At 65.4% G+C, this 21,209-nt stretch carries 19 protein-coding genes; 1 reads left to right on the forward strand and 18 read right to left on the reverse strand.

Annotated elements, in window-relative coordinates; translation table 11 throughout:
• The first annotated feature begins 11 nt into the window (after positions 1-11).
• On the forward strand, positions 12-482 hold the full coding sequence (locus tag U0042_RS16905; protein ID WP_114813139.1) for a DciA family protein: 471 nt from the start codon (positions 12-14) through the stop codon (positions 480-482).
• A gap of 56 nt (positions 483-538) precedes the next feature.
• Here U0042_RS16905 and lpxC read toward each other — a convergent pair whose 3' ends face one another.
• From lpxC to coq7, 18 genes are all read right to left on the reverse strand, one after another.
• Entirely contained in the window at positions 539-1,456 is a 918-nt protein-coding gene (gene lpxC, locus U0042_RS16910) for a UDP-3-O-acyl-N-acetylglucosamine deacetylase (protein ID WP_114813137.1), read from the reverse strand.
• Between the two features lie 264 nt (positions 1,457-1,720).
• Complete coding sequence (locus tag U0042_RS16915; protein ID WP_114813135.1) at positions 1,721-2,224, reverse strand: peroxiredoxin; 504 nt, start codon at positions 2,222-2,224, stop codon at positions 1,721-1,723.
• Positions 2,225-2,503: 279 nt separating this feature from the next.
• On the reverse strand, positions 2,504-3,697 hold the full coding sequence (ftsZ, locus tag U0042_RS16920; RefSeq protein ID WP_017777119.1) for a cell division protein FtsZ: 1,194 nt from the start codon (positions 3,695-3,697) through the stop codon (positions 2,504-2,506).
• Positions 3,698-3,825: 128 nt separating this feature from the next.
• A complete protein-coding gene (ftsA, locus tag U0042_RS16925; RefSeq protein WP_017777120.1) occupies positions 3,826-5,058 on the reverse strand; it encodes a cell division protein FtsA in 1,233 nt (410 codons plus the stop codon).
• 27 nt (positions 5,059-5,085) lie between these two features.
• A complete protein-coding gene (locus U0042_RS16930; RefSeq protein WP_114813133.1) occupies positions 5,086-5,838 on the reverse strand; it encodes a cell division protein FtsQ/DivIB in 753 nt (250 codons plus the stop codon).
• A gap of 52 nt (positions 5,839-5,890) precedes the next feature.
• Positions 5,891-6,829 carry a D-alanine--D-alanine ligase gene (locus U0042_RS16935; protein WP_114813132.1) on the reverse strand — a complete coding sequence of 313 codons (939 nt, stop codon included), beginning with the start codon at positions 6,827-6,829 and terminating at the stop codon, positions 5,891-5,893.
• Positions 6,826-8,223, reverse strand: a complete 1,398-nt coding sequence (gene murC, locus U0042_RS16940; protein ID WP_114813129.1) for a UDP-N-acetylmuramate--L-alanine ligase — start codon at positions 8,221-8,223, stop codon at positions 6,826-6,828. Before murC ends, U0042_RS16935 begins: the two co-directional genes overlap by 4 nt.
• The gene (gene murG / locus U0042_RS16945) at positions 8,220-9,356 is read right to left on the reverse strand and encodes an undecaprenyldiphospho-muramoylpentapeptide beta-N-acetylglucosaminyltransferase (RefSeq protein WP_114813127.1); all 1,137 of its coding nucleotides are present in this window, start codon (positions 9,354-9,356) and stop codon (positions 8,220-8,222) included. The genes murC and murG overlap by 4 nt, the downstream gene beginning before the upstream one ends.
• Positions 9,353-10,624: a putative lipid II flippase FtsW gene (gene ftsW / locus U0042_RS16950; protein ID WP_114813125.1), complete on the reverse strand. Its 1,272-nt coding sequence runs from the start codon at positions 10,622-10,624 to the stop codon at positions 9,353-9,355. The genes murG and ftsW overlap by 4 nt, the downstream gene beginning before the upstream one ends.
• A complete protein-coding gene (gene murD, locus U0042_RS16955; RefSeq protein ID WP_114813123.1) occupies positions 10,621-12,144 on the reverse strand; it encodes a UDP-N-acetylmuramoyl-L-alanine--D-glutamate ligase in 1,524 nt (507 codons plus the stop codon). The genes ftsW and murD overlap by 4 nt, the downstream gene beginning before the upstream one ends.
• Positions 12,145-12,157: 13 nt before the next feature.
• On the reverse strand, positions 12,158-13,327 hold the full coding sequence (mraY, locus tag U0042_RS16960) for a phospho-N-acetylmuramoyl-pentapeptide-transferase (protein WP_114813121.1): 1,170 nt from the start codon (positions 13,325-13,327) through the stop codon (positions 12,158-12,160).
• Between the two features lie 20 nt (positions 13,328-13,347).
• Positions 13,348-14,760 (reverse strand): UDP-N-acetylmuramoyl-tripeptide--D-alanyl-D-alanine ligase, encoded by a 1,413-nt coding sequence (locus tag U0042_RS16965; protein WP_114813119.1) that lies wholly within the window; start codon positions 14,758-14,760, stop codon positions 13,348-13,350.
• On the reverse strand, positions 14,757-16,328 hold the full coding sequence (locus U0042_RS16970) for a UDP-N-acetylmuramoyl-L-alanyl-D-glutamate--2,6-diaminopimelate ligase (protein ID WP_114813117.1): 1,572 nt from the start codon (positions 16,326-16,328) through the stop codon (positions 14,757-14,759). The genes U0042_RS16965 and U0042_RS16970 overlap by 4 nt, the downstream gene beginning before the upstream one ends.
• A complete protein-coding gene (locus tag U0042_RS16975; protein WP_114813115.1) occupies positions 16,325-18,214 on the reverse strand; it encodes a peptidoglycan D,D-transpeptidase FtsI family protein in 1,890 nt (629 codons plus the stop codon). Before U0042_RS16975 ends, U0042_RS16970 begins: the two co-directional genes overlap by 4 nt.
• The gene (gene ftsL / locus U0042_RS16980; RefSeq protein ID WP_114813113.1) at positions 18,211-18,567 is read right to left on the reverse strand and encodes a cell division protein FtsL; all 357 of its coding nucleotides are present in this window, start codon (positions 18,565-18,567) and stop codon (positions 18,211-18,213) included. Before ftsL ends, U0042_RS16975 begins: the two co-directional genes overlap by 4 nt.
• Complete coding sequence (rsmH, locus tag U0042_RS16985; protein ID WP_114813111.1) at positions 18,564-19,505, reverse strand: 16S rRNA (cytosine(1402)-N(4))-methyltransferase RsmH; 942 nt, start codon at positions 19,503-19,505, stop codon at positions 18,564-18,566. Before rsmH ends, ftsL begins: the two co-directional genes overlap by 4 nt.
• 26 nt (positions 19,506-19,531) lie before the next feature.
• Positions 19,532-19,960 (reverse strand): division/cell wall cluster transcriptional repressor MraZ, encoded by a 429-nt coding sequence (gene mraZ, locus U0042_RS16990; RefSeq protein WP_017777133.1) that lies wholly within the window; start codon positions 19,958-19,960, stop codon positions 19,532-19,534.
• Between the two features lie 390 nt (positions 19,961-20,350).
• Positions 20,351-21,007, reverse strand: a complete 657-nt coding sequence (coq7, locus tag U0042_RS16995) for a 2-polyprenyl-3-methyl-6-methoxy-1,4-benzoquinone monooxygenase (protein ID WP_114813109.1) — start codon at positions 21,005-21,007, stop codon at positions 20,351-20,353.
• Positions 21,008-21,209: the final 202 nt, after the last annotated feature.

Below are 21,209 nucleotides of genomic sequence, written 5' to 3' on the forward strand. Positions count from 1 at the left end.
CAGAGAAGGACATGAGCCGCTTTTCGCCGTTTTCAAGGCCCTCCGGCCCGCGCCTGCCGCAGCCCGTGGCTGAAGTATTGAGCCGCACGGACGCGTTCGCGCCGCTGCGCGCAGGCGTGGAGCAGATCGCGGCCATGGAGCGGGATCTGTCCCGGCTATTGCCGGAGTATCTTGCGGCGAGCGTCGAACCCGGTTTCATCAAGGACGGCGTACTGGTCCTGTTCGCCGCGCACAACGCACTGGCGGCACGGCTGCGGCACCTGGAGCCCCGGCTCCTGACCGACCTTCAGCAGCGGGGATGGGCAGTGGAGTCGCTGCGCATCCGCGTGCGGCCCCAGGCCATGAAGGCGCCGCCACCCGTCAAAGAGGCGCGCATGACGCCTGCCGGCGCCGCGGCGCTGCAGGAACTGAGTCAGGCGCTGAGTCCGTCGCCATTGCAGACCGCGCTGGCCAGAATGGCCGCGCGGCATTTGAAGAAGTAGGGAAAAGACTTGCCCGGGAACGGGCGAAAGGAAGCTGCGGGTGTCAGGAAGACGCGTCAGGCGAACGCCGTCTGGACGTCGTAGCCGAAACCGCGCGGCGCCTTCTGCGTGTCTTCGAACGTGACGATTTCGTAGGCGTCTTCGTGAGCCAGCAACTCGCGCAGCAGCGCGTTGTTGAGACCGTGCCCCGACTTGTAGGCCGTGTACGAAGCGAGCAGCGGATGACCGACCACATACAGGTCGCCGATCGCATCGAGCATCTTGTGTTTGACGAACTCGTCGTCGTAACGCAGCCCGTCATTGTTCAGAATGCGGTACTCGTCGAGCACGATGGCGTTGTCCATGCTGCCGCCGCGCGCGAGGCCCAGTTCGCGCATCATTTCCACTTCGTGAGCAAAACCGAACGTGCGGGCACGCGCGATTTCGCGGACATACGAGGTGGTGGCGAAATCGACTTCGAGCGCCTGGCCGGTCTTGTCGACGGCCGGATGGCGAAAGTCGATGGTGAACTTGAGCTTAAAGCCGAAATACGGATCGAGCCGCGCGAACTTGTCGCCGTCGCGAATTTCAACCGGCTTCTTGACCTTGATGAATTTCTTCAGCGCAGGCTGTTCCTCGATGCCCGCCGACTGGATCAGGAACACGAACGACGCCGCGCTACCGTCCATGATCGGGATTTCTTCAGCCGTGACGTCGACGTAGAGGTTGTCGATGCCAAGGCCCGCACACGCCGACATCAAATGCTCCACCGTGGAGACGCGCGCGCCATCCTTTTGCAGAACCGAAGCCAGACGGGTGTCGCCGATCGCCATGGCGGAAGCGGGAATGTCCACCGGCGTGGGCAGATCCACGCGCGAAAAGACAATGCCCGTGTCCGGCGCCGCGGGACGGAGCGTCAGGTCGACCTTGCGGCCCGAGTGCAGGCCGATGCCGACGGTCTTGACGATCGATTTGATGGTGCGCTGCTTCAACATAGTGATCTTATTTTCGATTGAAAATCCCAATCGCGGATTTTAATTCATAGCGGCGATTATACTCCAAACCGTCTGACCCGTCGTTTCACACGCCGTGACAATCTGTTTCCCGCTATTACGCTCGACAAAGCGTGACGGGCCGACGACCGAAACGGAGGCGTTTCCGGCCATCGGCCCGCGTTACAGCCCGTCACATCCACGCGGCACAAGCGTTGGCGGCGCACAACGGCCACCACCACGCGCCTTTGCCGGACGCGGCTGCGGCTAGCTCAACGTGGCGAGAATGCTCGCGGCGTCGCTGACTTCGAACTTGCCGGGTGCTTCGACGTTGAGCGTCTTGACCACGCCGTCGTCGACCACCATCGCATAGCGCTGGGAACGGATTCCCATGCCCTGTGCCGACAAATCCTGATCCAGACCGAGCGCTCGGGTGAAAACGGCGCTGCCGTCCGCGATCATGCGCACCTTGCCCGCGGTGTGCTGATCGCGTCCCCACGCGCCCATCACGAACGCATCGTTGACCGACACGCACCAGATTTCCTCGATACCGGCCGCGCGCAGCGCGTCGACCTTCTCCACGTAACCCGGCACGTGCTTCGCCGAGCAGGTCGGCGTGAACGCGCCTGGCAATCCGAAGATCACCACGCGCTTCGCACGCGTTGCTTCCCGCACGTCGAAGCTGTTCGGCCCGATCGTGCAGCCCTCGCGCGCATCTTCGACAAACTCGAAGAGCGTCGCATCGGGCAGCCTTTCACCCACCTTGATCATCGCTCGTCCTTCACATCGATGCGCTGCATTCCGTCACGCTCATAACACGCTTTCGGCGGCACGGCGCTTTGCCTCACGAATGTCGCGCGATCGCCTGATCGTCACCGATTCACGCAGTCGCGCCTGCCCTCGTCCCTCGCAAAAGCGCAGGAGACGGCAACGCACCGCGCGTCCAGGCGGAACGCGGCCTTCGTGTGGCGGTTTACCGCCACGCCGGCGTGCCGTCAGCAATCACGGCGCGATACTACCGCGCCGCGGCTGAACGTGCTCGCGGGCGTGTCAGTCCGCCTGCTTGCGCAGGAACGCCGGGATGTCGTACGTATCGACGCCCTTCTCCTGCAGCGCCTGCACGTGCGAAGCCGCGGTGTCGCGCGACGTGCGCCAGACCGCCGGCGTGTCGAGCGCGCCGTAGTCCGCCATGTTGCCTTGCTGCGGAGCGTACGAGTGCTGCACGGCGGCGACCGGCTGGTTGTCCGTGCCGGTGCGCAGCAGCGTCATCGGTGCGGATTGCTGCTTCTTGCTTGCGCGGCCAAGGCCCGTGGCCACCACCGTGACGCGCAGCGCGTCGCCCATTGCGTCGTCGTAGACAGCACCGAAGATCACCGTGGCGTCGTCCGCCGCGTAGCTCTTGATGGTGTTCATCACTTCGCGCGTTTCGGACAGACGCAGCGAACGGCTCGACGTGATGTTGACCAGCACGCCGCGCGCGCCCGACAGATCCACGCCTTCCAGCAGCGGGCTCGCCACGGCCTGCTCGGCCGCAAGGCGCGCGCGATCGACGCCGGCCACCGTGGCCGTGCCCATCATCGCCTTGCCCTGCTCGCCCATCACCGTCTTCACGTCTTCGAAGTCGACGTTCACGAGACCATCGACATTGATGATTTCGGCAATGCCGGCCACCGCGTTGTTCAGAACGTCGTCCGCGCACTGGAAGCACTTGTCCATCTCGGCGTCATCGCCCATCACCTCGAACAGCTTGTCGTTCAGGACGACGATCAGCGAGTCGACGTGATCCTCCAGTTGCTGCGAACCTGCTTCTGCCACACGCATGCGCTTGCCGCCTTCGAATTCGAACGGCTTGCTCACCACGCCCACGGTCAGAATGCCCATCTCTTTCGCGATCTGTGCGACCACGGGTGCCGCGCCCGTGCCGGTGCCACCGCCCATGCCGGCCGTGATGAACACCATGTGTGCGCCGCGCAGCGCGTCGGCAATCCGCTCGCGTGCTTCTTCGGCTGCCGCGCGGCCCATCTCCGGCTTCGCACCGGCGCCGAGACCGGTCATGCCAAGCTGGATCACGGACGGCGCACGCGAGCGCGACAGCGCCTGGGCGTCCGTGTTCATCACGATGAAGTCGACGCCTTGCACGCCGCGGTTAATCATGTGCTGCACGGCGTTGCCGCCAGCGCCACCAACACCCACCACCTTGATGATGGTGCCGTTGGTTTCCGTTTCCAGCATCTGGAATTCCATGTTGCCTCCGTCAAGAAAAAAATGCTGCCACTCGGCCGTTATCCGGCAGGAGATCGGGCAACCTCCTGTCGCGCGCCGGCCGCCGGCACCAGCGCGTATTTCTGAAACCTTTGCCTCGCCCCTTCGCTTCAGAAGTTGCCGAGGAACCAATCCTTCATGCGCGTGAACACCTGGCTCATCGAGCCCGACTGCACCGCCACCTTGCGCCCGCGCATACGTTGCGCGCGCCCTTCCACGAGCAGGCCCATCGCCGTCGAGTAGCGCGGATTGCGCACCACGTCCGCCAGACCGCCCGCGTACTCCGGCACGCCGATGCGCACGGGCTTGAGGAATATGTCCTCGCCCAGCTCGACCATGCCCGGCATCATGGCGGCGCCGCCCGTCAGCACGACGCCCGAGCTCAGCAGTTCTTCGTAGCCGGATTCACGCACCACCTGCTGCACGAGCGAAAAGAGTTCTTCTACGCGCGGCTCGATCACGGCCGCCAGCGCCTGGCGCGACAGCGTGCGCGGACCGCGCTCGCCCAACCCAGGCACTTCGATCATTTCGTCGGGATCGGCCAGCGCCTGCTTCGCGATCCCGTAGCTCACCTTGATGTCCTCGGCGTCGGGCGTGGGCGTTCTCAATGCCATGGCGATGTCGCTCGTCACCTGGTCGCCCGCAATCGGAATCACCGCGGTGTGACGAATCGCGCCTTCGCTGAAGATCGCGATGTCGGTCGTGCCGCCGCCCACATCCACGAGCACCACGCCCAGTTCCTTCTCGTCTTCCGTCAGCACCGCGAGCGACGACGCGAGCGGCTGCAGGATCAGGTCGTTCACTTCGAGCCCGCAGCGGCGCACGCACTTCACGATGTTCTGCGCCGCGCTCACCGCGCCCGTCACGATGTGCACCTTCACCTCGAGGCGAATGCCGCTCATGCCGATCGGCTCGCGCACGTCCTCCTGACCGTCGATGATGAATTCCTGCGTGAGGATGTGCAGCACCTGCTGGTCGGTCGGAATGTTGATCGCCTTCGCGGTTTCGATCACGCGCGCCACGTCGGCCTGCGTGACCTCCTTCTCCTTGATCGCCACCATGCCGCTCGAGTTGAAGCTGCGGATGTGGCTGCCCGCAATGCCGGTGAAGACGTTCGTGATCTTGCAGTCGGCCATCAGCTCCGCTTCCTCGAGCGCTCGCTGAATAGACTGCACAGTGGCCTCGATGTTCACCACGACGCCCTTTTTGAGCCCTTTCGATTCGCTCTGCCCAAGGCCGATCACCTCGTAGTGGCCTTCGCCCTTCAGCTCGGCAACGACGGCCACCACCTTCGACGTCCCGATGTCGAGGGCGACCAGCAGATCCTTGTAGTCTTTACTCATAGCGTGCTCGTTGCGTGTGATGTCCTGTTACTTCTTGCCCTTGACGGGTTCGCTGATGAAACGCATGCCCGCTGCACGAATCGCGAAACCGTTCGGATAGCGCAAGTCCGCATACTCGATATCCTTCCCCCAGCGTTGCGTCACCGCCTGCCATGCGGCCGTGAGGCGCCGCGTGCGATCTGCGAGCGTGTCGCTGTTGCGCTCGCGGCCCAGTTCCACCTGCATGCCGTTCGACAGCTTCACCGTCCACGCGTAGCGCGGCGAGAGCGTCACGTCTTCCGGCGTCGCGCCGATGGGCGCAAACCACTTCTGGAAATCGTGATAGCGCGCCACGACTTCCTGCGCGGTGCCGTCCGGTCCGTCGAAGGACGGCAGGTCCTGATCCAGCTCGCCCTGGTTCGCGGTGAAGAGTTCGCCGTCCACACTCACGAGCTGATCGCTGCCCCACGTTCCCAGCGGTTTGTACGCCTCCAGCGTGACAGCCAGCGCATTCGGCCAGACGCGCCGCACGCTCGCGTGACGCACCCACGGCATCTGCTCGAACGCCTGGCGCGCCGCGTCCAGATCCACGGTGAAGAAGTTGCCTTTCAGCTTGCCGACCACACTCGCCCGCACCGTGGGCGCGTTGATGTGCTCGGTGTCGCCGTCGATACGGATTTCGCGCAACGTGAAGCTCGGGCGCTGGACCAGCCACAGCCCTCCCGCCAGGACGAGCGCCACCACGAACAGCACGTGCAGCGCGCTGGTGGCGAGGTTGAGCTGGCGAACGTTGTTCCACATGTGCGATGTTGCTTTGTCTGCGTCAAATGTCTGTTGTGCCTGCGCTCGCGGCTCACAGCGTGAGCGAGAGCACCTTCACCACGAGTTCCTGATAGCTGATACCCACCGCGCGCGCCGCCTTCGGCGGCAGCGAGTGATCGGTCATGCCCGGCGCCGTGTTCACTTCGAGAAAGTACGGATTGCCCGCGCCGTCCATCATGAAATCGGCGCGGCCCCAGTCGGTGCAGCCCAGCACATCGAATGCACGGCGCGCGAGCACCTTCAGGCGCGATTCCAGTTCGGGCGCGAGCCCGCACGGAATCAGATACTGCGTCGTGTCGAGGATGTACTTCGCGTCGTAGTCGTAAAACTCGCCCGCCGGCACGATATGAATGACCGGCAGATCCAGATCGCCCGCGATGCAGGCGGTGTACTCGCCGCCGCCCTCGATGCTCTTCTCCACCAGCACGATCTTGTCGTGCTTCGCGGCTTCGGCGATGGCGGCCGGCAGCGCGTCGGCCGTCTTCACCTTGATCACGGCGACGCTCGAACCCTCGCTCGCCGGCTTCACGAAGAGCGGCAGACCGAGCTTCGCGACGATGGTCGCGGCGCGCGCGGCGTAGTCGTCGCCGCGCATCACGGCTTCAAAAGGCGGCGTGGGAATGCCGAGCTGCTGCCACACGAGCTTCGCACGGAACTTGTCGAGACCGAGCGCCGAACCCAGCACGCCGCTACCCGTGTAGCGGATGCCGTAGAAGTCGAGCGCGCCCTGGATCTGGCCGTTTTCGCCGTAGCCGCCATGCAGCGCGTTAAAGGCGCGCACGAAGCCTTCGTCCTTCAGTGCCGAAAGCGGCCGCTCGGACGGATCGAACGGATGCGCGTCGATGCCCGCGGCACGCAAGCCTTCCAGCACGAGGCGGCCCGAATTGAGCGACACCTCGCGCTCGGCGGACACGCCGCCAAGCAGCACTGCCACCTTGCCGAACTGTTTCGGATCGATACTGCTCGTCATTTCACACCTTCCGTTGACTGGGCAAGCCGCCCCGGCACGCCGCCAATCGAGCCCGCGCCCATCGTGATCACTACGTCGCCGTCGCGCACCAGCGCCGCGAGTGCCTCCGGCACTTCGTCGACCGTCTCCACGAACACCGGCTCCACCTTGCCCGCCACGCGGATGGCACGCGCGAGCGCGCGGCCGTCGGCAGCCACGATGGGCGCCTCGCCGGCTGCGTAAACATCGGTGATCACCAGTGCGTCGACAGTGGACAGCACCCTGACGAAATCTTCGAAGCAGTCGCGCGTGCGCGTGAAGCGGTGCGGCTGGAACGCGAGCACAAGACGCCGCTCGGGAAACGCGCCGCGCGCGGCCGCGATGGTCGCGGCCATCTCCACCGGGTGATGGCCGTAGTCGTCGATCAGCGTGTACGTGCCGCCCGCGGCCACCGGCACTTCGCCGTAGCGCTGGAAGCGCCGCCCGACGCCGTTGAACTCGGCGAGCGCACGCTGGATATCGGCATCCGCGACTTCGAGTTCAGTCGCAATCGCGATGGCCGCGAGCGCGTTCTGCACGTTGTGCGTGCCGGGCAGGTTCAGCACGATGTCGAGCGGCGCCGCGTCTTCGCGCATCGCAGTGAAATGCATGCGCCCTTCGTGCGCGACGACGTTCACCGCGCGCACCTGCGCGTCCGCCGAGAAACCATAGCGAATGATCGGCTTCGAGACGAACGGCAAGATCTCTTTCACGTTCGGGTCGTCCACGCACAGCACCGCGATGCCGTAGAACGGCAGCCGGTGCGTGAACTCGATGAACGCCTGCTTGAGCCGCGCGAAGTCGTGGCCGTAGGTGTCCATGTGGTCGGCGTCGATGTTCGTGATGACCTCGATCACCGGAAAGAGGTTCAGGAACGACGCGTCCGATTCGTCCGCTTCCGCAACGATGAAGTCGCCCGTGCCGAGCCGCGCGTTCGCACCGGCGCTGATCAGCCGGCCGCCGATCACGAACGTGGGATCGAGTCCGCCCGCTGCAAGCACGCTCGCCACGAGTGAGGTGGTCGTGGTCTTGCCGTGCGTGCCGGCAATCGCGATGCCCTGCTTCAACCGCATCAGCTCCGCGAGCATCACGGCGCGCGGCACGATGGGAATGTGGCGGTGACGCGCGGCGAGCACCTCGGGGTTGTCGTTGCGCACGGCGCTCGACACCACCACGGCGTTCGCGCCTTCGATGTTCTCTGCGTCGTGGCCAATCGCGATGCGTGCGCCGAGTGCGGCGAGCCGGTCCGTCACCGCGTTGCGGGCGAGGTCCGAGCCGCTCACCTGGTAGCCGAGGTTGACGAGCACTTCCGCGATGCCGCTCATCCCCGCGCCGCCGATGCCGACGAAATGAATGTGTTTGACGATGTGTTTCATTGCTTTCCTTCTGGGCTCGCGCCCGCCACGGTCGCGCAGATGCGTGCGACCTGATCGGTGGCATCTGGTTTCGCGAGCGAGCGCGAACGCTCCGCCATCTGCGCGAGACTCTCGCGGGTCTGGCTGCGCAACCAGTCGGCGAGCTTTTCCGCCGACAGGTCGCGTTGTTGCACGACGAGCGCCGCGCCTTGATCGGCGAGGAACGCTGCGTTGGTGGTCTGGTGATCGTCCACGGCGAACGGGAACGGCACGAACAGGGCCGCGACGCCGGCCGCCGCAATCTCAGCGACCGTCATGGCGCCCGAGCGGCAGACCACGAGATCGGCGTTCGCGTAGGCGTTCGCCATGTCGTCGATGAACGGCACGAGTTGCACGCCGCCATCGGACAAAGAATCGGCCGAAGAATCTGTCGACGCTGTCGGTACAAGGCCCGCCGCGGCGTAATTCGCGCGCAACGCCTCGATGTGCTTCGCGCCCGCCTGGTGAACGACCTGCGGACGCTCGCCGGCCGCCAGCAGCGCCAGCGCGCGCGGCACAACTTCGTTGAGCGCCGCGGCGCCGAGGCTGCCGCCCACCACGAGCAGCCGCAGCGGACCGCTGCGAGCCGCATAGCGCGCGCCGGGCTCGGGCAGACGCGCAAGCTCTTCGCGAATCGGATTGCCGGTCCATTCGGCGTGCGGCAATGCATTCGGAAAGGCTACGAGCACACGCCTCGCAAGTTTCGCGAGCACCTTGTTCGCGAGCCCTGCAATCGAGTTCTGTTCGTGCAACACGAGCGGCCTCCCCGACAGCGCCGTCATGACGCCAGCCGGGAACGTGATGTAGCCGCCCATGCCGAGCACGACGTCCGGCTTCACGCGACGCAGCACCGTGAGGCTTTGCATGCAGGCGCGCAGCAGGTTCACGGGCAGCATCAGCTTCGTCTTGAGCCCTTTGCCGCGCAGGCCGCCGAAGCGCACGTACTCCATCGGAATACCGTGCTTCGGTACGAGCGATGCCTCCATGCCTCCAGGGTTGCCGAGCCACACCACGCGCCAGCCCCACGCCTGCATGCGATGCGCGACGGCGAGCCCGGGAAACACGTGTCCCCCGGTGCCGCCGGCCATCACCATGAGCGTGCGCGGAGCGGTCATACCTTGCCTCCGCGCATCAGTACCCGGTTTTCGTAGTCCACGCGCAGCAGCACGGCCACCGCGATGCAGTTGAGCAGAATGCCGGAGCCGCCGTAGCTGACGAGCGGCAGCGTGAGGCCCTTCGTGGGCAGCAGCCCGAGGTTCACGCCCATGTTGATGAACGTCTGCGCACCGAACCAGATGCCGACGCCCTTCGCCATCAGACCGGCGAACGTGCGGTCGAGCGCGAGCGCCTGACGGCCGATCTCGAACGAACGACGCACGATCCAGTAGAACAGCAGAATCACGATCATCACGCCGACGAAGCCAAGCTCCTCGCCAATCACGGCGAGGATGAAGTCGGTATGCGCCTCGGGCAGATAGTTGAGCTTTTCGACGCTGCCGCCGAGCCCCACGCCGAACCACTCGCCGCGCCCGAATGCGATCAGCGAATGCGTGAGCTGATAGGCCTTGCCCTGCGCGTAACGGTCGTCCCACGGATCGAGGTACGCGAAGATCCGCTCGCGCCGCCATGGCGACGCCCACACGAGCAGCGTGAACGTGCCCACCGCGGTGGCCACGAGCCCGCCGAACAGCTTGCCGTTCACGCCGCCAAGAAACAGCACGCCCATGGCGATGGCCGCGATCACCATGAACGCGCCCATGTCCGGTTCGAGCAGCAGCAGCGCGCCCACCACGCCCACGGCAAACGCCATCGGCAGGAAGCCCTTCGCGAAGCTGTGCATGTATTCCTGCTTGCGCACCGTGTAGTTGGCCGCGTAGATGGTCACGGCGAGCTTCATGATTTCCGACGGCTGCATGTTCGTCACACCGAGCGGAATCCAGCGCCGCGCACCGTTCACGCCCTTGCCGACGTGCGGAATCAGCACGATCACGAGACTCAGCAACGCGATCAGAAAGAGCTTCGGCGCGTACTTGTCCCACGTGGAAACCGGAATGCGGAACGCGACGATGCCCGCCACCGCGCCCATCACGACGAAGACGATCTGGCGCACTAGGAACGCATAGTCGCGATACGAGGCGTACTTGGGCGAATCGGGCATGGCAATGGATGCCGAATACACCATCACGACGCCGAGCCCGAGCAGCGCGATCACGACCCACAAGAGCGAATGGTCGTAGTCGAGCATGCGCGAGCGCGCGCCGCGTACGCCGTTGACCGCGCTCGCAAGGCCTCCGCGCACGCCGCCCGAACGCGGCACGGCGTTACCGCCTGCGCTGCCGCGTTCCCTGGCGAGCCTCGAACCGAAGCGTTCGGACCAGCTCATATCGTCGTCCCCCGTTCAGCGGCGATGTCTTCGACCGTGCCGCGGAACACGGCGGCACGATGCGCGTAGTTCTTGAACATGTCGAGGCTCGCGCAGGCGGGCGAGAGCAGCACCACGTCGCCGGGTTCGGCGAGCGCCGTGGCGGCACGCGTGGCGGCTTCGAGCGTCGGATGATCGGAGAGCGCGACGCCGGTGTGCTCAAGCGCCGCGCGGATTTGCGGCGCGTCGCGGCCAATCAGCATGACGGCGCGGCACCAGCGCGTGACGGGCGCGACGAGCGGCTCGAAGTCCTGTCCCTTGCCGTCGCCGCCGGCGATCAGCACCGTGCGTTGCGCAAGGCCGTCGAGTGCGGCCACGGTCGCGCCGACGTTCGTGCCCTTGCTGTCGTCCACGAAGTCGATGCCGTCGATCGACGCGATCAGTTCCACGCGATGCGGTTCGCCGCGGTACTCGCGCAAGCCGTGCAGCAGCGGCGCGCCCGGCAGGCCGATGGCGCGGGCGAGCGCATACGCGGCAAGCGCGTTGGCGGCGTTGTGCAGGCCGCGGATGCGCAGGGCGTCCACGGGCATCAGACGCTTCAGCGCGATGTTGGCCGGCGCGGCCGCTTCCTGCTTGCGACGTCGCGGCGACACGGGTTCGTCGGTCGCGTCGCGGTCTTCGGCGGCGACGAGCCACAGCATGCCGTTCTCGCGCAGCACGCCGTAGTCGCCGTCGCGTTGCGGCTCGTTGACCCCGAAGGTGATCACGGGCGCGCTGTCCTTCTGGGCATCGGCAGCCGGGGCGAGCGCCATCACACGCGCGTCGTCGCGGTTCAGCACGCGCACCGTCTGCGGACCGAAGATGCGGCCCTTCGCGGCAGCGTAGGCGTCGAGGCCGCCGTGCCAGTCGAGGTGATCCTGCGTGATGTTGAGCACCGCGGCAGCGTCCGGCGCGAACGTGTGCGCCGTTTCGAGCTGGAAGCTCGACAGCTCGAGCACCCAGATGTCGGGGAGCGCGGTGTGATCGATGGCGTCCGACAGCTTGTCGAGTGCGGCCGGGCTGATGTTGCCTGCCACCGCCACCTTCTTGCCCGCGCGCTCACACAACAAGCCCGTGAGGCTCGTCGTAGTGGTCTTGCCGTTCGTGCCCGTAATGGCGACCACCTTCGGCGCGTAGCCGCTCTCGCCAAGCGTCTTCAACGCCTGCGCGAAGAATTCGAGTTCGCCCCAGACGGGAATGTCGCGCTCGCGCGCAGCCGCGATGAGCGGCACAAGGTCCGGCGCGAGTGGCGAAAGGCCGGGGCTGATGCCGACCAGTTCCACGCCTTCGAGCAGCGCCGTCGAAAACGCGCCGCCGACGAAATCGGCGTCCACACCGTGGGCTTCGAGCGCGGCGAGATTGGGCGGCACTTCGCGCGTGTCCGCCACGCGCAGCCGGCAGCCGTGCCGCGCGCACCAGCGCGCCATCGCGAGGCCGGATTCTCCGAGCCCCAGCACGAGCACCATCGGCTTTTGCCGATCCCGAAACTTCTCGCCGAACATCGCTTGCTTTCCCTTACCGCAGTTTGAGGGTGGACAGACCGAACAGACACAGCATCAACGTGATGATCCAGAAACGCACCACGACCTGCGTTTCCTTCCAGCCGGACAATTCGAAGTGGTGATGCAGCGGCGCCATCTTGAAGATGCGCCGCCCTTCGCCGTAACGGCGCTTCGTGTACTTGAACCAGGTCACCTGGAGCATCACCGAAAGCGTTTCCGCCACGAAGATGCCGCCCATGATGAAGAGCACGATCTCCTGCCGCACGATCACGGCGACGGTGCCGAGCGCGCCGCCCAGCGCCAGCGCGCCGACGTCGCCCATGAAGACCTGCGCCGGGTGCGTGTTGAACCAGAGGAACGCGAGCCCCGCACCGCCCATCGCAGAACAGAAGATGAGCAGTTCGCCCGCGCCCGGAATATGCGGAAACAGCAGATATTTCGAGTACACCGAGCTGCCCATCACGTAGGCGAACACGCCGAGGGAGGCGCCCACCAGCACGACGGGCATGATGACGAGACCATCCAGGCCGTCCGTGAGATTCACCGCGTTGCTCGCGCCCACGATCACGAAGTAGGTGAGCGCGATGAAGCCCCACACGCCAAGCGGATAGCTGATCGACTTGAGGAACGGCAGCATCAGATCGGCACGTGCAGGCAGGCCCATCGAAAGACCGCTGCGCACCCACGCCATGAAGAGGTCGAACACGCGCACGTTGCTCGCCTCCGACACGCTGAACGCCAGATACACGGCCGCGAAAATGCCGATCACCGACTGCCAGAAATATTTCTCGCGCGACGACATACCGCGCGGGTCCTTGTAGACCACCTTGCGATAGTCGTCCACCCAGCCGATCAGGCCGAAGCCGAACGTCACGAGCATGACGATCCAGATGAAGCGGTTCGTGAGATCGCCCCAAAGCAGCGTAGACACCGCGATGCCGATGAGGATCAGCACACCGCCCATGGTCGGCGTGCCCGACTTCACGAGATGCGACTGCGGACCTTCCTTGCGCACCGCCTGGCCGACCTTCATCTGCGTGAGCGTGCGGATCACCCACGGGCCGCAGACGAGTCCGATCAACAGCGCGGTGATGGTCGCCATCACCGCGCGGAACGTCAGATAACTGAACACGCGCAAGAAGCTTGCGTCATTCTGCAGCCATTGCGCCAGCGCCAGTAGCATGCTTTGAGTCCTTCCAGTCTTCAATGAGCGCCGGGCGCAACGCCCGACGCAGGGGTGAGCGGACTCGTCAGGGCGTCCACCACGCGTTCCATCTGCATGAAACGCGAGCCTTTCACGAGAATCGTTGCCGCCGGGCCGAAGCCGGCCTGCAGCAGAGCGGTCACGAGCGAGCCGACGTCGCTCGCATGCGTTGCGCCGGCGCCGTAGGCGGCGACCATGTCGCGCGATGCGTCGCCGAGCGCGTAGAGCGCGTCGATGCCGCGCTCCTTCGCGTAGGCGCCCACCTCGCGGTGAAACGCGGGGCCGTTGTCGCCCACTTCGCCCATGTCGCCCATCACGAGCACGCGCGGCGACGGCTGCTGTGCGAGCACGTCGATAGCGGCGCGAGCGGAATCGGGGTTGGCGTTGTAGGTGTCGTCGATCACGGTGGCGCCGGCCAGATCGCCGAGCGCCGCGCGCTTCACCTGAAGCCGCCCCTTGACCGGCACGAACGATTCGAGCCCGCGACGGACGGCGTCCAGCGACACGCCCGAGGCCAGCGCCGCCGCCGCCGCCGCGAGCGCGTTGTGCGCGTTGTGCGCGCCCAGCACTTGCAGCGCGACGTCGACGTGACCTTGCTTCGCGTCGATAGCGAGACGGTTGCCGGTGAGCGTGCCCGTCACGGCGGCAGGTGTCTGGCGCCCGGCGGTATGCAGCGCAAAATCCATCACGGTGTTGCCCGTTGCAGCGACGCGCCAGATGCTGGCGTAGGCGTCGTCGGCGGGAAAGACCGCAATGCCGTCTTGCGAGAGCACGTGAATCACGCTCGCATGTTCGAGCGCGACCGCCTCGACCGTCGCCATGAATTCCTGGTGCTCGCGCTGCGCGTTGTTCACCACGGCCACTGTCGGCGCCGCGATCTGCGCGAGCAATTGCGTTTCGCCGGGATGGTTCATGCCAAGCTCGACCACGGCGAGACGATGAGCGTCCGAGAATCGGAGCAGTGTGAGCGGCACGCCGATGTCGTTGTTCAGATTGCCCGCCGTCGCGAGCCGCGCATCCACGCCCACGGCGGCCGCGAAGATGGACGCGATCATTTCCTTGACGGTGGTCTTGCCGTTGCTGCCTGTCACAGCGACGAGCGGCAACGTGAAACGTTTCCGCCAGCCGTGCGCGAGGGCGCCGAGCGCTGCACGCGTATCGGCCACGCGCAGTGCCGGCAAACGCCAGTCGCCGGGACTGCGCGACACGAGCGCCGCGCTCACGTGACGCGCCGCGACTTCCGGAAGGAAATCGTGTGCATCGAAGCGGTCGCCCTTGAGCGCGACGAACAGATCGCCGGGGCCGGCCGTGCGGCTGTCGGTGGAGACGCGCTCGAACGTTACCGAGTCGTCGCCGAGCACCGTGGCGCCGGGAATCAGCTGGGCCGCTTCGCGCAGCGAGAACATCGTCATTCGCCACCTCCACGGACGTGCGTGGCACGCGCCGCAAGCGCGAGGCGTGCGTGATCCTGATCGGAGAAAGCGCGCTTCTTGCCCATGATTTCCTGTGTGGCTTCGTGTCCCTTGCCCGCGAGCACGATCACGTCTTCGCGCGCAGCGCCGCGCACGGCTTGCAAAATCGCGCTCGCGCGGTCTTCGACGCGGCGCGCTGCATCGGGTTTCGTCATGCCCGCGACGATCTGGTCGATGATCTTCGCCGGGTCTTCGCTGCGCGGGTTGTCGCTCGTGACGACGACGGTATCGGCGAGCCGTTCCGCAATGCCGCCCATCAGCGGACGCTTGGTCGCGTCGCGGTCGCCGCCGCAGCCGAACATGCAGACGAGCTGGCCGCCCCGCGCGGCAGCCATGGGGCGCAGCGCTTCCAGCGTCTTTTCGAGTGCGTCCGGCGTGTGCGCGTAGTCGATCACGACGAGCGGCTCGTCGTGATCCAGACGGCCGCCAAGGCGTTGCATCCGGCCGTTCACCGGTTCGAGCTTCGCGATTTCGGCCAGCGCAGCCGCGAACGGCACGTCGGCCGCGAGCAGCGCGCCCAGCACGCCGAGCAGATTACTGACGTTGAAGGCGCCGAGGGTCATCACTTCGACATCGGCTGCGCCCCAATCGGACGTCGACAGATGGAACGCGGTGCCGGTTGCGGTGGCGCGCACGTTGCTCGCGGTGAGGAACGCGTCGGCGGTCGGCGCAGCCATGCCCGAAGCCTCACCGTCCGCGGCGATGCCGTAGGCGATCGTGCGCACGCGGCCTTGCGTAGCGGCGATGAAGCGGCGGCCGGCTTCGTCGTCGCGATTGATCACTGCGCAGTGCAGTCCGGGCCACGCGAAGAGCTTCGCCTTGGCGGCTTCGTAGGCTTCGAACGTGCCGTGATAGTCAAGATGGTCTTGCGTGAGGTTCGTGAAGATCGCGATGTCGAACGCCGTGCCGTTCACGCGCCCTTGATGAAGCGCGTGCGACGACACCTCCATGCCCACCGCCTGCGCACCGCCGGTGCGTAGTCGTGCAAGGCTGCGCTGGAGTTGGGGCGCATCCGGCGTCGTGAAACCGGTGTGGACGAGTTGCCCCGGCATGCCGCTGCCGAGCGTGCCGACAATGGCGCAGGGCTTGCCGAGCGCCGTGAGCGCGCTCGCCACCCACTGGCTGCACGAAGTTTTGCCGTTGGTGCCGGTCACGCCGATCACCAACATTGCGTCGCTCGGGTCGCCGTACCAGCCGCTCGCAATGTCGCCGGCCAGCGCGTCGAGTGCAGGCACCGCGAGCGAGGCAACGGCGCTGACGGCATCGCCGAAACCTTCCGGCTGGTACAGCACGGCGGACGCGCCCCGCTCGATGGCGTTGTCGATGAACGGGCGATTGTCGGCGCCGTCCACGGCGTAGGCGACGAACACGTCGCCGGGCTTGAGCGCGCGCGTGTCGGCATGCAGGTCGGCGCCGCGTTGCACGTGCGCGCCGAGCCATGCAAGCGCCTCCGCGATTCGGGCATGTGCGGGATGCTGGGCGCGGGCCCGTTTGTGCAGCGCGATCATCGGACCACCCCCGCACGGTTCTTCGCGTTTTCCGCGACCTTCAGATGTTTGGCGCCGCCCGCTTCCTTGCCGCCCGCGAGCTTCTTCGCCGCTGTCGCGACAGGTGCGGGCGCCTGCATGGGTGTACCGGGCTGCGCTTGCTGCGCGGTGTCGTCGGAGACCACGAGTTGCTTGACGGGCATGTTCGGCGGAATGTTGAGCGAGCGCAGCGTATCGCCGACGATGCCCGAGAACACCGGCCCGGACACCTGTCCGCCGAAGTGACTGCCGGCGGTGGGCTCGTCGATGGACACCGCCACCACGATGCGCGGATTCGGCATCGGCGCCATACCGACAAACGACGCACGGTACTTTCCGTGGTCGTAGCCGTGCGCCCCGTGCTTGTACGCCGTGCCGCTCTTGCCGCCCACGCGGTAGCCGGGCACGGCTGCATCCGGCGACGTGCCTCCGGGCGCGGTCACCGTTTCCAGCATGGCACGCACTTCGCGCGCCGTGGTGGGCGAGAACACCTGCGGGCCGGAGACCGGTTGGTCGCCCGGCGTCCTGAAAATGGACACAGGCAGAATCTGGCCGTCATGCGCGATGGCCGTGTAGGCGCGCGCGAGCTGAAACAGCGAGGCCGAAAGACCATAGCCGTACGACATCGTTGCCTGCTCGATGCGGCGCCAGCTCTTCCACGGACGCAGACGGCCCGCCGCCGCGCCGGGAAAGCCGACCTTCGGCGCCTGACCGAGACCGATGCTGGTGTACATGTTCCACATCTCTTCGGGCCGCAGCTGCATCGCGATCTTCGTCGCGCCGATGTTGCTCGACTTCTGGATCACGCCGCCTACGGTGAGCACGCCGAACGCGCTGTCGTCCGTGATGGTGGCGCCGTCCAGTACGAAACGGCCGGGCCCCGTATCCACCAGTGTAGTCGGCGACACGCGGTGCAGATCGAGCGCAAGCGACACCGTGAACGGCTTCATGATGGAACCGGGCTCGAAGACGTCGGTCAGCATGCGGTTGCGCAACTGCTCGCCAGTGAGGTGCGAGCGGTCGTTCGGGTTATAGGTCGGATAATTGACGAGCGAGAGCACCTCGCCCGTGCGCACGTCGATCACCATTGCCGCGCCGGCCTTCGCGCGGAATTTCTCCACGGCGGCTTTCAGGTTCGCGTACGTGATGTACTGGATCTTGCTGTCGATGGAAAGCTCGACATCCTGACCGTTATGCGGCACGGCGAGTTCGTCGACGTCCTCGACGATATGGCCCATGCGGTCTTTGATGACGCGACGGCTGCCCGGCGTACCCGCCAGAATTTTCTGGTCGCCCAGTTCGACGCCTTCCTGGCCCTCGTCCTCCACGTTCGTGAAGCCGATCAGGTGAGCCGTGATTTCGCCTTCCGGGTAATAGCGCTTGTACTCGTTACGCTGATAAATACCGGGGATGTCGAGGTCGGCCACCTTCTGCGCGACGTCGAGCGGCACCTGGCGCTTCACGTAGACAAAAGTCTTGTCCTCCGAGAGCTTGGCGCGCAGCTCCGTCGGCGTCATGCCGAGCAGCTTGCCGAGTGCGGCAAGCTTGTCGGCGCCCAGGTCGTCCGGCACGGATTCGGGAATCGCCCAAATGGCGCGCACAGGCAGGCTCGTTGCAAGCACGAGGCCGTTGCGATCGAGAATCTTGCCGCGCGTGGCGGGCAGTTCGATGGTGCGCTGATAGCGGCTCTCGCCTTGCTTCTGATAAAAGGCGTTGCCTGGACCCTGGATCCAGAACGCGCGCCCGGCCAGCGCAACGAACGCCATGAAGAGCAGGAAGACGACGAGCTTCGAGCGCCACATCGGCAGGCGCACCGAGAGAATCGGATTGGCCGAGAACGCCACGCTGCGCTTCGACGACTTTTTCATCGCGACACCTCGCGGCCGTTCGCCGGCGTGGAAGCGCCAGCACCCGGCGCGGACGCCTGCACGGGAGCGTCTTCAGCCGTGGCGGCGCCCGGCGCGAGCGTGAGATATTGCGTGCGTCCGGTCGTCACGGGCTGCATCTTGAGCGAATCGGTGGCGATCTGTTCGATGCGCGAAGTCTTCGACAACGCGCTCTGCTGATATTGAAGCTGTGCGTAATCCTGCTGCAGCTGCCGCTCCTGCGACTGCGCACGCTGCAGCGCGATGAAAAACTGGCGCTGCTGGTTCGTCGCATTGACGACCGACAGCGCGCATCCCATGACAACGATCAGTAGAAAGATGTTCAGGCGGCTCATGGCGTGACACGCTCCGCGATGCGCATCACGGCCGAGCGGGCCCGCGGGTTCTCGGCGACCTCCGCGTCGCTCGCGAACAGACGGCCCATCAGCTTGAGCGGCGGGCTCGGCAGATCGACAGCGCGGAGCGGCAGTCGGCGGTCGAGCGCAGGCGCACTCGAATGCGTCTGCATGAATCGCTTGACTATCCGGTCCTCCAGCGAATGGAAGCTGATGACCACGAGCCGCCCCCCTTGCTCCAGCAACGACAATGCAGCCTCTAGAACGACCTGCAGCTCCGCAAGCTCTTGATTGACGTGAATCCGTATAGCCTGAAAGGTGCGGGTTGCCGGGTCCTTGCCCTTCTCACGGGTTTTGACGACGTTAGCCACGATTTGGGCAAGCTCGCGCGTGCTGACGAGAGGCCCAAGACGGTCGGACTCTGCCCGGCGAGCAACAAGCGCCTTTGCAATCTGAAAAGCAAACCGTTCTTCCCCATAGTCTCGTATTACCTCCGTCAACTCCTGCACAGTGGCCCGCGCGAGCCAGTCAGCCGCGGACTCGCCGCGCGTCGGGTCCATCCGCATGTCGAGCGGACCTTCCGCGCGGAAACTGAAACCGCGCTGCGGGTCGTCGAATTGCGGCGACGACACGCCGAGATCCAGCAGCACTCCCGACACACGCCCTACCCCGCGTTCCGCCAGAGCGTCACGCAGCGATGCAAAACTGCCATGCACGATTTCGAAACGCGGATCGACGATCTCGCCGGCCGTTGCGATGGCCTGGGGATCTTTGTCGAACGCAATCAGACGCCCTTTGTCAGCGAGCTTTGCGAGCACCGCCCGGCTGTGGCCGCCACGTCCGAACGTGCCGTCCACATAGATGCCGTCGGTACGCGTGATCAGCGCGTCGACCGCTTCGTCCAGCAGCACCGTGCGATGCTGCAACCCATTTCCCATCGCGGATGCCATTGAAGTCACCGCGGTCAGAAGGTGAAATTCTTCAGCGCGTCTGGCATGCCCTGCGCCATCGCCGCGGCTTCCTTCGCGGCGTAAGTTTGGGCATCCCACAACTCGAAGTGACTGCCCATGCCGAGCAGCATCACTTCCTTCTCCAGCGCGGCAGCAAGCCGCAATTCAGGCGATACGAGCACGCGGCCCGCGCTGTCCAGTTCGACATCCGAGGCATTACCGAGAAAGATGCGGCGCCACCAGTGGGCGTCCATGGGCAAGGCAGCGACTTTCGCGCGGAACACTTCCCACTCGGGGCGCGGAAACAGCAACAGGCAGCCGTCCGGGTGCTTGGTCACCGTCACCCGTCCTTCTGCCTGTTGTTGCAGCGCCTCCCGATAGCGCGACGGAATCGACATCCGTCCTTTCGCATCGAGCGTCAGCGCCGACGCCCCCTGGAACACTTCGCTCTCCCCTCATCGCGGTGCCGCGCACCGCCCGCCTGATCTCAAAAATCTACCGGAAGATGCCCGAGGAATCACACAAAAATACACTTTCTCACACTGCCTCCCACTTTAGAGGAACGCCCCAAACGGGTCAAGGGAGAAAGGCCGTTTTTTGACGAAATTTGTTAGTCAGAACAAGGACTTAGCGGCACTTGCTCAAGCATCGCGAAAATAAAAAATCGTTACGAATGAATGAGCTACTGCAGACTGTGAAGGTAATACCTGAAAAGTGCAGGGGAAAGGCGTGATTGGAGGGGGGAACGGACGAGAAGGAAGCGGGGATTGCGGGAAGCGTCCGGGAGGCGGCGAGGTGGAACGGCGTTGGAATACCGTCCCACCTGAAACGGGTCAGAGATAGTAGGCAGTGCGCGTCATCACTTTGGATGCGGCTCTCATGAGTGCACGAACCGGAAAAGCCAGCTCGATGCCGCCCGCGTCGGTGGCCGCCTTTGCATGCGCTACCTCGTCGGTGCGCATCTGCTCGACAATCGCCCGTGATTCGCGGTCCGCTTCGGGAAGCTTGTCCAGATGGCTGTCGAGGTGCTGCTCGACCTGCCGCTCCGTCTCGGCCATGAAGCCGAGACTCACCTTGTCGCCGAAAAAGCCGGCAACGAACCCGATCGAGAGTGCCCCGGCGTACCAAAGCGGGTTGAGCAGGCTCGGACGCGAGTCCAGCGCTTCGAGACGCCGTGCCGTCCATGCGAGATGGTCTTCTTCCTCGCGGGCCGCGCGCTCGAACGCGTCCTTCAACCTGGGTGACGACGTAGCGAGTTTCTGCGCCTGGTATAGCGCCTGGGCGCATACCTCGCCGACGTGATTCACGCGCATCAGGCCGGCCGCATGAGTGCGCTCCGTTGGAGAGAGCTCTACTGGCGCGATGGGCTGCGCCCCCTCTCCCGGGTGTTCTTCGGTGGGCGGCAACGGAGTAAGACGGCTCATTCGCGATACCCCGGCCATGGTGCGCAGGCCGCGGTCAAACTCCGTAATCAATTCATCCAGCGTCATTCAATCCCTCCATGCGACTTCTGCGTCCGGCCATCGGTACGCCGACGTCTGCATCCGGAAGAAATACGTAGTAGCCCGAAGCCAACGGAAGACCGATATCGCCTTCTCTTGCCGGACGAATCCAGGGTAAATCCTATGGCGAATATGCAATTCTAGACCATGTTGCGTAAACGAAACATGGACTTGCAGCGCACCCCGCTTT

It is taken from the genome of Paraburkholderia kururiensis (genome assembly GCF_034424375.1).
In the GTDB taxonomy this organism is placed as follows: Bacteria; Pseudomonadota; Gammaproteobacteria; order Burkholderiales; family Burkholderiaceae; genus Paraburkholderia; species Paraburkholderia kururiensis_A.

Excerpts from the sequence above, each read along its gene's own strand:
- U0042_RS16975 (WP_114813115.1), bottom strand. The coding sequence starts at position 18,214 with ATGAAAAAGTCGTCGAAGCGCAGCGTGGCGTTCTCGGCCAATCCGATT.
- murD (WP_114813123.1), bottom strand. The coding sequence starts at position 12,144 with ATGTTCGGCGAGAAGTTTCGGGATCGGCAAAAGCCGATGGTGCTCGTG.
- U0042_RS16970 (WP_114813117.1), bottom strand. The coding sequence starts at position 16,328 with ATGATCGCGCTGCACAAACGGGCCCGCGCCCAGCATCCCGCACATGCC.
- lpxC (WP_114813137.1), bottom strand. The coding sequence starts at position 1,456 with ATGTTGAAGCAGCGCACCATCAAATCGATCGTCAAGACCGTCGGCATC.
- ftsL (WP_114813113.1), bottom strand. The coding sequence starts at position 18,567 with ATGAGCCGCCTGAACATCTTTCTACTGATCGTTGTCATGGGATGCGCG.
- murC (WP_114813129.1), bottom strand. The coding sequence starts at position 8,223 with ATGAAACACATCGTCAAACACATTCATTTCGTCGGCATCGGCGGCGCG.
- ftsA (WP_017777120.1), bottom strand. The coding sequence starts at position 5,058 with ATGAGTAAAGACTACAAGGATCTGCTGGTCGCCCTCGACATCGGGACG.
- U0042_RS16930 (WP_114813133.1), bottom strand. The coding sequence starts at position 5,838 with ATGTGGAACAACGTTCGCCAGCTCAACCTCGCCACCAGCGCGCTGCAC.
- U0042_RS16905 (WP_114813139.1), top strand. The coding sequence starts at position 12 with ATGAGCCGCTTTTCGCCGTTTTCAAGGCCCTCCGGCCCGCGCCTGCCG.
- U0042_RS16915 (WP_114813135.1), bottom strand. The coding sequence starts at position 2,224 with ATGATCAAGGTGGGTGAAAGGCTGCCCGATGCGACGCTCTTCGAGTTT.
- rsmH (WP_114813111.1), bottom strand. The coding sequence starts at position 19,505 with ATGGGAAATGGGTTGCAGCATCGCACGGTGCTGCTGGACGAAGCGGTC.
- murG (WP_114813127.1), bottom strand. The coding sequence starts at position 9,356 with ATGACCGCTCCGCGCACGCTCATGGTGATGGCCGGCGGCACCGGGGGA.
- mraY (WP_114813121.1), bottom strand. The coding sequence starts at position 13,327 with ATGCTACTGGCGCTGGCGCAATGGCTGCAGAATGACGCAAGCTTCTTG.
- coq7 (WP_114813109.1), bottom strand. The coding sequence starts at position 21,007 with ATGACGCTGGATGAATTGATTACGGAGTTTGACCGCGGCCTGCGCACC.
- U0042_RS16965 (WP_114813119.1), bottom strand. The coding sequence starts at position 14,760 with ATGACGATGTTCTCGCTGCGCGAAGCGGCCCAGCTGATTCCCGGCGCC.
- ftsW (WP_114813125.1), bottom strand. The coding sequence starts at position 10,624 with ATGAGCTGGTCCGAACGCTTCGGTTCGAGGCTCGCCAGGGAACGCGGC.
- ftsZ (WP_017777119.1), bottom strand. The coding sequence starts at position 3,697 with ATGGAATTCCAGATGCTGGAAACGGAAACCAACGGCACCATCATCAAG.
- U0042_RS16935 (WP_114813132.1), bottom strand. The coding sequence starts at position 6,829 with ATGACGAGCAGTATCGATCCGAAACAGTTCGGCAAGGTGGCAGTGCTG.